This window comes from Dictyobacter formicarum (genome assembly GCF_016587435.1).
The window spans coordinates 121,772-134,226 of sequence record NZ_BNJJ01000003.1 but is presented as its reverse complement, the minus strand read 5'-3'; the positions used below and the strand labels follow the sequence as shown (position 1 = coordinate 134,226).

The 12,455-nt window shown below is 50.4% G+C and carries 10 protein-coding genes and 1 pseudogene; 6 read left to right on the top strand and 5 right to left on the bottom strand.

Features of this window, described 5'->3' with window-relative positions; translation table 11 throughout:
• Nucleotides 1-619 precede the first annotated feature (619 nt).
• The 4 genes and pseudogenes from JMI88_RS05685 to JMI88_RS05675 all read left to right on the top strand — a co-directional run bounded on the left by JMI88_RS05685 (nt 620) and on the right by JMI88_RS05675 (nt 2,701).
• Nucleotides 620-1,621: a GvpL/GvpF family gas vesicle protein gene (locus tag JMI88_RS05685; RefSeq protein WP_201360798.1), complete on the top strand. Its 1,002-nt coding sequence runs from the start codon at nt 620-622 to the stop codon at nt 1,619-1,621.
• A gap of 21 nt (nt 1,622-1,642) precedes the next feature.
• A pseudogene (locus tag JMI88_RS40575) lies at nt 1,643-1,822 on the top strand (gas vesicle protein); the annotation flags it as partial.
• A gap of 261 nt (nt 1,823-2,083) precedes the next feature.
• A complete protein-coding gene (locus JMI88_RS40570; protein WP_373323779.1) occupies nt 2,084-2,338 on the top strand; it encodes a gas vesicle protein K in 255 nt (84 codons plus the stop codon).
• A 132-nt stretch (nt 2,339-2,470) separates the two neighbouring features.
• Nucleotides 2,471-2,701: a gas vesicle protein gene (locus JMI88_RS05675; RefSeq protein ID WP_201360795.1), complete on the top strand. Its 231-nt coding sequence runs from the start codon at nt 2,471-2,473 to the stop codon at nt 2,699-2,701.
• 109 nt (nt 2,702-2,810) lie between these two features.
• On the opposite strand, the gene JMI88_RS05670 is transcribed toward JMI88_RS05675, so the two are convergent.
• Together JMI88_RS05670 and JMI88_RS05665 are read right to left on the bottom strand one after the other, a co-directional pair.
• The gene (locus JMI88_RS05670; protein WP_201360793.1) at nt 2,811-3,224 is read right to left on the bottom strand and encodes a hypothetical protein; all 414 of its coding nucleotides are present in this window, start codon (nt 3,222-3,224) and stop codon (nt 2,811-2,813) included.
• 710 nt (nt 3,225-3,934) lie between these two features.
• Entirely contained in the window at nt 3,935-4,705 is a 771-nt protein-coding gene (locus JMI88_RS05665; protein WP_201360791.1) for an SIR2 family NAD-dependent protein deacylase, read from the bottom strand.
• A gap of 290 nt (nt 4,706-4,995) precedes the next feature.
• On the opposite strand from JMI88_RS05665, the gene JMI88_RS05660 reads away from it, so the two are divergent.
• Nucleotides 4,996-5,883, top strand: a complete 888-nt coding sequence (locus JMI88_RS05660; RefSeq protein WP_201360789.1) for an alpha/beta fold hydrolase — start codon at nt 4,996-4,998, stop codon at nt 5,881-5,883.
• A 135-nt stretch (nt 5,884-6,018) separates the two neighbouring features.
• Here the strand turns inward: JMI88_RS05660 and JMI88_RS05655 are convergent, their stop codons facing one another.
• Nucleotides 6,019-6,738: a B3/B4 domain-containing protein gene (locus JMI88_RS05655; protein WP_201360787.1), complete on the bottom strand. Its 720-nt coding sequence runs from the start codon at nt 6,736-6,738 to the stop codon at nt 6,019-6,021.
• Between the two features lie 372 nt (nt 6,739-7,110).
• Here JMI88_RS05655 and otsB point away from each other — a divergent pair, with 372 nt between their 5' ends.
• Complete coding sequence (otsB, locus tag JMI88_RS05650) at nt 7,111-10,365, top strand: trehalose-phosphatase (protein WP_201360785.1); 3,255 nt, start codon at nt 7,111-7,113, stop codon at nt 10,363-10,365.
• An 88-nt stretch (nt 10,366-10,453) separates the two neighbouring features.
• Here otsB and JMI88_RS05645 read toward each other — a convergent pair whose 3' ends face one another.
• Together JMI88_RS05645 and JMI88_RS05640 are read right to left on the bottom strand one after the other, a co-directional pair.
• The gene (locus JMI88_RS05645; RefSeq protein WP_373323778.1) at nt 10,454-11,200 is read right to left on the bottom strand and encodes a COG4705 family protein; all 747 of its coding nucleotides are present in this window, start codon (nt 11,198-11,200) and stop codon (nt 10,454-10,456) included.
• A 327-nt stretch (nt 11,201-11,527) separates the two neighbouring features.
• A complete protein-coding gene (locus JMI88_RS05640) occupies nt 11,528-12,379 on the bottom strand; it encodes an LLM class flavin-dependent oxidoreductase (RefSeq protein WP_236022847.1) in 852 nt (283 codons plus the stop codon).
• Nucleotides 12,380-12,455: the final 76 nt, after the last annotated feature.

Genomic DNA, 12,455 nt, shown 5'->3' with positions numbered 1-12,455 from the left:
TTTGAATGAGGAGGATATCTGCGATGCATCAACGCTCCTGGCCTGCGCTCCATATTTAGGACTAGCACACCTTTATTGATTGACAATCCCTTTTGTGTTCTCTCAATAAGAGGACTTTATCGACTTCAGCTTGAAGAGCTACTATAGACTATACTATCACTCAAATTGGAATTTTATCAAGCACAACCATCTCCAAATGTATCATTGAAACTCTACCAATAATTTACATATTTCTAGCAATAGATTCTCGACTGCAGTGCAGCATAACTATGCTTTTTCATACTTCGTTGTGGGAATGTTGGGTGCGGGTTTTTATGGATCAATCAAGCTTACAATGGAAGGGCTCGCATTTAATACTGCTAGCTTGTATACTAGCAGTATTAAATGCTATTCATTTGGATAAGCGAAGCTGCCTCGGAAGCCATTACCATTTCTGGAAACTAAGTCATTCCAAATGATGAGCTGTGGCGGCGCAGCGAGCCGCGTCCAGGTGGTGTTTCCAAATGCTTTTTACAGCATGGGGTGACTTACAGAGATAAAGTATGAGTTTTGTGATCTCGAACGCACATTCAATGCGCAATTTTGCCCGCGTTCCTGATTTGATATACCAGGAGATTTTATGACCAGTGGCATCTATATCTACGGCATTATCAAAACCAGTGATCCTCAAGAATCCCCGGGCTTCAGCATTAATAACGCAGCAGTTCCTCGGGTGTTTACTATAAACTTTCAAGGTTTAGCTGCTGTTGTGTCTATCAATCCCTTTACCCGCTACGAATCGCTCGAGCAAGAAAAAGCCGTCAAAGACCTGGCGATTCATAACCTTGTCGTTGAGAAAGCAATGGAACGATTTGTCATCCTACCAGTCAAATTTGGGACCATGGTAGAAACGAAGGATGAGGTGATGGCGTTATTGGACAAAGGTCAGGCCCTCTTTCGTGATATGTTGAGCCAGATGGAGGGACATATAGAACTGGATGTTGTGGCACGTTGGGAATTGCCCAAGATACTAGCCACTATCTCTCAGGAGAATGGCCAGGTGCGAGCAAAGCAACAGGAACTGACAGAAAAAGGTGGGAGCGTTAGTCTTGAGGATAAAATCATGCTCGGACAATATATTGGACAGGCAATGCAGACAAAGAAAGTGGAATATCAGCAGGCCATTTTGCGTGCCCTCCAACAGGAAGTGGAAAATGTCTGTCAGCATGATCTTGCCAGCGATGAGATGATCTTCAATGCTGCGTTTTTGCTGGATAAGCAGCGCGAGGACGTTTTTTATCGTGCTATTGATATCCTGGATCAAGATCTAGAGAGCCGTATTCATTTTCGCATCGTCGGTCCCCTGCCACCATATAGTTTCTCTACCATTGAAGTCCAGAGATTTGATCCAGCCAGTATTGAAGAGGCTAAGAAGACCCTTCGTCTACCTGCTGAGATCACTGATGAGTCGGTTCGCAATGCTTACCATCAACTAGCCAAAGAATATCATCCAGATAAAAGCAGCGCAGAGGAAGCGGGAGAATTCCAGCGTATCAACGCGGCCTACACCACCCTGCAAGATTTCGTTGAGAACGGCTTAATATATCCACAGGTCTATCAATGGCCAAATGAGATGAAGTAAAGCAGCGCATAATAATCCACAATGCGACTGCCAGGAGTGCCGATGGAAAATCAACGAAGACAGGTTGATGATCAGACAATCAGAAATTATCAGGTGACACTTCTTGAGCTTTTAGACAGGTTGATTGATAAAGGCGTGATGGTAAAAGGTGAGATTTTGCTCACGGTGGCCGATGTTGATCTTGTCTACCTTAATTTATCACTACTACTTGCTGCGGTGAAAACGGTTGAGCGTGCTGCGAGAAGTGGCGATCGCGGTGAAAGAGACATTCCTGCAAAGGAAGGGCCATCCCCGCAAGAGCTTTTAAACCAGTCGTCGGCTGCGCATAGCACTACTGCTCCAAAATCCGGAGAAGAGACAGATGTTCGCCACGCGCGGAACGCTCAACGCGATCATGACACAAGTGTCAAAGCGCCATTCCCTTTTAGTGATACCAGGCCACAACAACGTGCTGAATCCGGTATCAACATTGATCCTGAACATGTCGAAAAAGGGTTGGTGGCCTTAGTTTTAACCCTCGTCGACTTGATACGGCAATTGATGGAGAAGCAAGCTATTCGACGGATTGAGGATGAGCAACTGACGGAAACCGAGATTGAACGTGTCGGCAATGCCTTTTTTCTCCTGAATGAGAAGATCGCAGAATTGAAAAAGACGTTTGATCTCACCGATGAAGATCTCAACCTGAACTTAGGGCCTTTGGGTGATCTCCTATGAGTTTTATCAAAAGCTATCATGGCATGCCGTGTGGACATGAACTGGATTGTCTTCTCGATGCATCCAGCCCGTGTCTGAAAACAGTAATGGTATGCTCAACCCGCATAATCAAAGGAAGAGAAGAGGCTAATTATGGCAGAACAGGTTACTACTGCACAAACGACGAATGTAGCTGATCTCTTAGAGCGTATCCTTGACAAAGGAGTAGTTATTGTAGGAGATATTAAAATCAACTTGATCGATGTGGAACTTATAACCATCAAAATCAGATTGCTCGTTGCCTCAGTGGATAAGGCAAAATCACTCGGCATTAACTGGTGGGAAGAGGATCCATTTATTACTTCGCCCCGCATTAAATCCTGATACTTTTGCTTGATACGTGTGAACCCGCCGCAAACCACGAGGTGCAAACCTCTGGCCGATAGGCGGGTTTCTTTGTGGGCTTTAGCCAAAAATTCGTCTGACTTCCAGATTAGAGACCTTTTCTTCTCCAAAGGAGCAACCAGTGCCCTGATGCCAGCAGGAGACCCCACTCCTTTGGCGGCACAATTTTGCCTTGCTTGATTAGAGATTTTAACGAAGCATCCATATTGATTAGCTTCGCTTGCTTCAGAATTTCTAACACTTGATTTAGTGATTTGTCCGTTGCTTCAGGCTTGCCTTCCTGCTCTTCTTCCTGATCAGGTTTCTGTTCTGCATCAGTACGTTTTCCTTGCTTAGGTTTTTGTTCTTGCTTATCAGTTTGTTCAGATTTTTCTTTTTGTTCCTGGTCAGTATTTTGTTCAGATTTTCCTTTTTGCTCCTGGTCAGTATTCTGCTCAGGTTTTCCTTTTTGCTCCTGGTCAGTATCCTGCTCAGGTTTTGTTTGCTTTTTCCCGAAGCGCATAATTTCCTCCTGAGATCAGATAAAACCTATCGAGTACATAACATCATGAGAATGTTCCCTACACTGGCGGCATCTCTAAAGAGGAGGACATCTACAAAGAGCTTGCTTTAAACTGACCAGATATCTATAGTACACAAAAGTAAGAGGGAGGATCTGAATAGCGGGTTCCAGGAAGAAGATTTCATATATAATTGACCCTTTCTAAATATTCCCAGGTACCTCCTTGTTGTCTAACCTCTCATACATGGAGCTTGTTTACAAGTGCTTTAAGGAGTAAACAAGCGCACTCGCGATTTATTGTACGGTTGCTTTAACCTACACTGAGAATAGAACATGGAAATAGCTTTGTCAAGTTAGCTCTTACGCGGGGTGCAACGTAAATTTTTACAATTTCTTATACTAACGACCACAATCATCAGTGGAGCAATGATGCTCTTGCTCTAGGGAATGAGTTTTGCCCTGCTTTTTATTCCTCAACAACAGCGTTTGTTAAACGTTGTACCCGAACACGCTAATGTGATTCTGGCGCTCAATAATTCAGCTCTCTATCTGGGGATTGCTGGTGGTGCTGCTATGGGGGCCTGGCTTTGCGTTTCTTTGCGATTACATAGTTAGTCTCGATCGGCGTGATGAGCATGCTTCTGGCACTGCTCATCGTGGCAATCAACACTTGCCTGGACAAATGACATTCGCCCCCATGCTATGGAGATTTAATCAGCTTCCGATGGCCAGGTTTCTTGTATCAGGGCTGGCAGCATCACGCCAGCAGGGCCACACAGAAAATCCACATCTTCATGCAGAAGCGGCGTCTCTTCCGGGTTGACGAGGACCACACGCGCACCTCGTCGGACTGCGATTAGTGGCAGGGAGGCAGCTGGCTCGACGAGACCCGAGGTACCAACCGAGAGAAAGACATTGCTGTCCAACGCCGCTAACGCCGCATCATTGAAAGCCTGCACCGGAAGTACTTCACCGAACCATACCACATCTGGACGCAACCATCCTCCGCAGTTAGGACAACGCGGTGGAACCTCGCCAGTCTCCTCCCATCGTTCAATGACTGTACCTTCCTTAGCGCATTTTACGCGCTGGATGTTGCCATGAAGTTCTATTACGTCCTGGCTGCCAGCTCGCTGGTGCAGCCCATCAACATTCTGGGTAATCAACGTCAGGCGTGGAACGCGTTGTGCTAGATCTACCAGAGCGCGATGTCCTGCATTGGGCTCGACCTTCGAGACTAGCTCGCGCCGCCAGGCATACCACTCCCAAACGAGCTTGGGATCACGCTCGAACGCCTGCGGAGTTGCCAGTTTCTGTGGATTATATTTTGCCCATAGTCCAGTCATGACATCACGAAATGTTGGCACACCGCTTTCGGCAGAAATGCCTGCCCCGGTAAGCACCACCACATGTCGTGCCTCGCGCAGAGCGTCACAGAGCCCAAAAAAGCGAAAGCTTTCTGATTGATAATCGTTATCCATAACCCTCATCCCTTCTATCTGCGAAAAATTAACAAAACGACTCTCTTAGCTTACAAAAGCATTCATGCATGATTATATGTTATAAATGGATAATATGCAAGTAAATTGTATAAAGGTAAGTGTTGTATTCTTGATTAAATGCCTCAGCCTCTTGCCATTGGTTTGTGGATTGAGTATTATTTGACGGACACGCCAGCAATTAAGAGACAGTGCAGTATCTATTTAGCCGGGTCGTAACAGGCCGGGCTAATTTGCATGGCTGAAGCATGTTATTTCAATGGAGGGATACCATGAATACTATCAATAATACCGCAAACATCAAACCAGGTCGTGTGCAATCGGGTCGTGTGATAACCGAAGGCGACGAACTGTACTATGAAGTACGTGGCCAGGGACAACCGTTCCTGATAATCGCGGCTGGTGAGGGGAAGTATTATACAGCCGTTGCGGATTTGCTCGCGGACGAATACAAAGTTACTACCTACGATCGGCGCGCCAATGGGCGCAGTACAATGAACAATCCCCAGAATTTCGAGATCAGCCAGCAGAGTCGAGATGCGGTGGCTGTGCTGCATGCGGCCGGTGAGACCTCTGCCTTTGTGTTTGGTAATAGCGCCGGCGCTGTCATTGCGCTGGACATGGCGAAAACGCAGCCGCAGGCGGTGCGGGCAGTCGTGGCACACGAAGCGCCGCTAGCACGCGTGCTACCAGAAGCTCGGAAATGGCAGCGTTTCTTTGCCAGCATCTATATGACAGCCTTCCGCTTTAGCTCATCCCTGGCTACCTTTCAGTTTATGCTGGGTGCGCAGTTGCCCATCCTCCAACTGCTCAAGGCCAGCGGCGAGGCAAAGAAGCACGAAGAGGTGAGTAACGAACCCACCATCAGCGAGAAGGATGCAGCGGATGTCCAGATAAAGCTAGAATTGCTGCCAGTCACCAATTATCTGCCAGATGTTGAGTTGATCAAGCAAAACGGAATCAAGGTCTTCATCGCAATTGGAGAATGGGGACTGAAGAAAAATGCCTGGTATGCTCGAGGGGCTCGTATACTGGCAGGGCGATTGGGTTGCGAACTGGTAGCGTTCCCTGGTCACCACTATTCTTTGATCGATATGCCGAATGAATGGGCCGTTACGCTGCGTCGCCTCTTACACCAGGCAGAAACGGCCAACCGCTAGAATGCAGAGCTGGCATCAATCACGTTTGGTCACTGTAGTTGAACAAAAAAGTCAGCAGGAAATATATCTCTGCTGCCATCCCAGATGGTACTTCGAATTGATATATTTCCTTTTACGTTAACAAGAATATTGTTCTTAATCCTCTGGTAAGTAAATCAAGGCCGGGTTGTGCGCATCCAGGATGGAGGAAGTAAAGGTGCCCCCGGCATATTCCTTCACCAAGGTGAGCAGGTCATGCACGGCGGCCTCGATGTCATGGTGACCTGCGGCATGGTGCGCTTCGACGGTAATCAGGCACTCTCGCGTCTGCTCGACTGCAGCGCTGGACTCGCTCTGTCGCCAGCACCAGCGGCGTGCGACCACCTGTTTGGTTTCATCAGAGAACACCACCTCACCAGGTTCTGGATGATCTTCAGCGCTTTCGCCCAGCTCGCTGTAGCGCTCTGATCCATCGGCAAAATGTACCGTCACCGGTCCCTGCAGAGCACGCAACTCAAATACCGCCACAGGCAAGCCATAGCGAATGCTCACAAGATTACCAAGATCGACCAGTAGATTGATGCTCGGAATATCCCCTTTTTTTGTCAGGCGGCGCAACAGGGCTTCAGCGGCGCTACGGTACTGAGTTGGATCAACCCCAAAACCACGAAAAGCGCGCCGCCAGGCGGCCAGGGACTCAATCTGGCTCAGAGGAGTGTTGCCAATGCGTTCCAGGACCTGTTGCTGTTCGGTCTGATAGAGAGCCTGTACCTGCGCAGGAGTCGGTCCGTTTGTCACATTCCGTGCCAGAATAGCTCCACCAACGACTTGCGGATAGCGCTTCAAAATGTCCGGATGATATTGGAAGATATGCATCGCTGTCTCCACTTTTCGCAAAATTTATTTATAAAGCTCTTGCTCTGTATTATAAACGAAAAAAGGAAACAGGGCCAGATGTTATCAGATGAGGTAAGGAGGATGCTAAGCTTATCATTTATACTAGTGATTCTCAAAAGGTGGATGCATCTGAAATGATGTGTTTAAATTCGAGCAAAATAACAAACTCACTTTCATTTTTACTAGAAATTTGATGAAAAATATGGTACTTATATCAAGGTAAGCTACATTTCTGCGTTTAGACCAGCAGTATTTGTTGCTTTGCGATTTGCTGATAACAATCGACTAAAACACAAGTTTATACTACTGCTACTTCTCATTCTTCTCGTAAAGTCACATAGGCGGGCAACTATGGCGAAGCATATTGGTGACCTACCGCACGCGCTCAGTGAGGATGTGGCGCTGGCTCGACGTTTGGCTGGCAAGCAGCCGGCTGTTTTTCTCGACTACGATGGGACCTTGACACCGATCCGCGACCGGCCGGAAGACGCCGTGATTTCAGATAGCATGCGGAAGGCGGTGCAAAGGCTAGCCGAGCGGATGCCCGTGGTCGTGGTCAGTGGTCGTGATCGCAGGGTCGTGCAGGAACTGATGGGCATCAATAACCTGATCGTAGCGGGCAGTCACGGTTTCGATATTTGGAGTCCGGATGGTGGGGCCATACAGCGTGAGGAGGGTGCGTCTTTCGAGGGCTTACTGCGAGATGTGGAGACAAGGTTGCGTGCCGATTTGTCTGACCTTCCGGGCGTCCTGATCGAACCCAAGAAGAGTTCAGTGGCCGTTCATTATCGCCTTGTCGCAGAAGAAAAACGCCCTCGCGTCAAAAAGGTTGTTGATAAGATCCTTGGCGAGCACCCGGAGGAGCTCAAGGTTACTCCAGGCAAGATGGTCTTTGAGATTCAGCCCAAACTGGACTGGGACAAAGGCAAGGCGGTGCTCTACTTGCTTGAGGCGTTGGGCCTGGACCGAGATGATGTAATTCCCATCTATCTGGGTGACGACATTACCGATGAGGATGCTTTCAAGGCCCTGGAGGGGCGCGGCATCGGCATCTTTGTTGGTAGCGCCGATGACCCGGAGACCGCCGGTCGCACCACCTCTGCAGACTATGTGCTGAACACAATTGAGGAGGTGGAAGAGTTCCTTAACAGGCTTGCCACCCTGGAATCCTCAGACAGAAAACAAACGCTGCCGCGTGGAGGTAAGCCCAATCCACAGGACTGGATACTCGCTTATGATTCCTTCAATCCCGAGCAAGAGAGGTTGCGCGAGGTGTTGACCTCGACCGGCAACGGCTATTTCTGCACGCGTGGTAGCTTCGAGTGGGCCGATGTAGACGACGTTCACTATCCGGGCACCTACGCACATGGCTGCTACAATAAGGAGACAACCATCATGGGCGGTCGGCCGGTGCTCAACGAGGACCTGGTCAACCTTCCCAACTGGCTTGTGCTCAAGCTCCGCATCGGCGATGATGAGCCGATCAGTCTGAAGAATGTTGAGCTTCTGAGCTATCGGCACGAGGTGGATTTCCGGAATGCAACGGTGATGCGCAAGATGCGCTTCCGCGATCGCCGGGGCCGTGAAACGACGCTGGCCAGCAGGCGTTTCGTTAGCATGGCCGACATGCATCAGGGAGCTCTGGAGTGGACGATTACGGCTGAGAATTGGTCCGGCCCGGTAGAGGTTATCACGGCTCTCGACGCGCGCGTCTTTAACCAGGGCGTCGCCCGTTATCGCGAGCTTGAAGGCCGCCACCTGCATCCAGTGGCAAGCCGAACTCCACGTTGGGACACCATCTCCTTAGTTGCGTATACTCGTCAGTCTCGCATTTACGTAGCTGAGGCAGTAAGGACACGCGTGTACGGAGAGGCAGGCGAAATGGATATAGGGCGCAAGCGCTATCTGATGGAGGACTACGCCCATCAGACGCTGAGTTTTGATCTCCATCAAGGACAACCAGTCCGTGTCGAGAAACTGGTCGCATTCTATACCTCACGCGACCAGGCGATCAGCGAACCTCTGACCAACGCTGAGAAGATGGCCAAACGTTTTGGTACCTTCGATGAGGCCTTCGAACGTCATAAGCGTGCATGGAACGAACTGTGGGATGATTGCGATATCCGGGTGCCCAACGACGACCGGGTTCAGTTTCTGCTGCGCTTCCACGCCTCCCATGTTTTGCAGAGCTGCTCTCCCCATACGGCCGATCTGGACGCCGGAGTTGCCGCGCGCGGCCTCAACGGGGAGGCCTATCGCGGCCACATTTTCTGGGACGAGCTCTACGTCTATCCCTTCCTGAACTTCCGGCTGCCGAAGATCACGCGCGGCCTTCTGATGTACCGATACCGCAGGCTCAACGAGGCCCGCGCGCTGGCTCGCGACGCCGGCTACCGGGGCGCAATGTATCCCTGGCAGAGCGGCAGCGATGGCGAGGAAGAGACCCAGGTTGTGCATCTTAACCCGCGCTCCGGATTGTGGGAGCCGGATCTGAGCCGGAACCAGAGGCACGTAAGCGCGGCTATCTTCTACAATATCTGGCACTATATCCAGGCCACCGGCGATACCGACTTCCTGCTTGGTCCGGGTGCCGAGATGATGTTGGAGATCGCGCGTTTCTGGGCCAGCATCGCTCACTTCAACCCGGAACGTGGCCGCTACGAAATCCATGGCGTCATGGGTCCTGACGAGTTCCACGAGAAATATCCCGACTCGGATAAGCCCGGTCTGCATAATAACGCTTACACCAACGTGATGGTGGCCTGGATCTCGGATATTGCGAGCAGGTTGCCCGTCATGTTGGCAGAGCGCCGCCGCCGCGCACTTCGTGAGCGCATTAACCTTACCAGTCAGGAGATTGAGACCTGGAAGGATATGAGCCGCAAGATGTATGTCCCCTTCCATGACGATGGAATTATCAGCCAGTTCGAGGGCTGGGAAAATCTGGAGGAATTGGACTGGGAGGCCTATCGCCGAAAGTACGGCAACATCCAGAGGCTTGACCGCATCCTGCGTGCGGAAGGAAAAGAGCCCGACCGCTACAAGCTGTCAAAGCAGGCGGATACCGTGCTGTTGTTCTACCTGTTCCGGCCGGATGAGCTGAAGCAGATTTTTGATCGTCTTGGTTATGCTTGCACTCCTGAGATCATGCGCAAGAGCATCGATTACTACGATGCTCGCACCTCACACGGCTCCACCCTGAGCTTCGTATCGTATGCCGGGATCTTTGCAGATATCGACCTGGGGACCTCCTGGGAGCGCTACATGGTGGCATTAGAGAGCGACGTCGGCGACATCCAGGGCGGCACCACGGCTGAGGGTATCCACATGGGTGTAATGTCAGGGACGTTGGATCTGGTGCAGCGCAGTTATCTGGGCGAGGTGATTCGCGACGGCGTTCTTTACTTCAACCCCAAGGCCATAGACCATATGCGCGGCCTGACCCTCCCTATGCGCTTCAGAGGGCTACTGATCAACGTCACTGTCGAAGAAGGTCGCCTGCGCGTCGGCGCCGAGGTCAACAGCTTGAACCAGTCCGTGAAAGTGGGCGTCGGAAACCAGGTACGGGTGATCGGGTCCGGCGAAAGCTACACCTTCGATCTCTGAACTGAACCAGGGCAATTCTAATCTTCCTTGGGAAAGTGGCTTTGAGTTCCCATAACTGCCACTTTCCTACCCTTCGCGCTCGAAAAAGCTATGGTTGTTTGCCTTTGCTATCTTTGTGAGAGATGGTCAGATAGACGATAAAGCCAACAATCAAAATTGCTAGAACCAGACTGACCGTGCCCGTACCGATTCCAACGCCACCCGCACTTTTTGGTTTTCCCATCCAATCGGCAAACGAGGCACCCAGCGGCCGCGTTACGATGTAGGCGAACCAGAAGGCAAGGATCTCATTCAAACCCAGCAGCCAGTAGGCGAGGGCTGGTAAAGCGAATAATACGGCAAAGAGCATACCCGAAGATAAGTAACCCAGTCCCAGTGTGCTCGCGGTCATATCGCCCAGGGCTGTGCCGAGCGCGAATGTTGTAATTATGGTCGCCCAGTAAAACAGCTCACGGCGGAGCGTATAAATGCTATGGATAGACAGGGTTTTCTCGCTCGCGTACCAGACACCAAAAATAACAGCAAGTGCAGCTGCAAAGAACACGGTTGATACGAGATAGGGGATGCCTAATCCAATGTGTAGTACATCGGCGGCCATCGTACCAAATATGGCGACCATGACGACGGCTAGCCAGTAGATCGATGGCACATAGCGGCGTACTACAAGCTGCAATACGAGTGCGGCAAGCAAGCCAAGACCCCCGATAGCTACCGCGATAACAGGATCGATATGGTTGACCATGTAGTCAGAGGTTGTCTCGCCCATCGCGGTGGTTAGCAATTTAATGATCCAGAAGTAGACGGTAATTTCAGGAACCTTTTTAAGGACGTGCATAGCGCGATTGATAGGTTCAGCCTTTGCGCGCACCCGTGGCGCAAAGGTTTCGGCCTGCGCGTCAGCTTGATGCTGTGATATAGGATTGCTCATATACTAATTTTCCCCGATACTGGTAATTATGTTTCTGTCATTGCTTTTCATATGCGATTGTGAAACAAAAGAAATTTACTATTTCAGTTCACTTGTCGTATTGATCGTATCATATCGGGGATCGTCTATCACATGCTCTGGTACTCTTGAGCCAGGATCGCTATCAGACTCTGTGGAACGTGGCTAGATGACAGGAAGCAACTCGAACGAAAACGCTTGCGATCTGAGCAGGACTTATTCGGGAGGGCCGCGACGAATACGTTCTCGATACGCTTCAAATGATTGTTCTGTTACCTGACCTGTAGTTTCTAGTTCTATCCACCACGTTGCTCCGGCTTCACGATACTGCTGGACGAGTTCGATACTCTGGTGTCGATCCGTGGAGGGTGTAACATTCAACGCCACATCAAACGGTTCTGGCCCTGTGCGATAAGTATTGATATAGGCGACGGCGTCGCGAACTTCTGTAGGAGTAAGCATTTGACCAGTCACCTGATTGGTGGTCATGAGATAAATGCCATCCCAGCTAGCCGCCCTCTGCAGTGGCTTGCGGCGCGGCCACCCTCCAGCAAGCCAGATAGGAATGCGCGGAGATTGCAGTGGTTTGGGGAGCAAGCTAACGTCATGAATCTGATAGTGCTTGCCCTGGAAGCTAAAGACCTCACCGCCCCAAAGGCCATTTAAAACAGTCAGGCCCTCATCCAGTTTCTCTGCTCGAATCCTGGGATCAAAAGTCTCTCCGAAGGGGATAAAATCGAGATCATGATAGCCTAATGCGGCCCCAAAGATGAGGCGTCCGTTGGATAAGTAGTCGAGACCCACGCTCTCACGAGCTACCTGCCAGGGACGCCGGCGTGGCAAAGGCGTCAGGAATGCTCCGAGCTTGACCCGTTGGGTGCGCATGGCGATCGTAGCCAGAGCAATCCAGGGGTCCACAACCGGAAGCTCGGGATGCCCAGGCATAAAGATAGTATCCCAGAGAAAGAAACCGTGCCAGCCGGCCTCTTCAGCCTCGGCAGCCAGGTCTGCTAATTTGCGTGGATCAGCGAATGCACCAGCCGTCGGAATATCCAGCCCATACTTCATCACAGTCGACTCTCCTTTCAAGCTTTTATGATTGAATTTACTCTCATGTGAAATTTTAGCTGTTCTTAATGACACC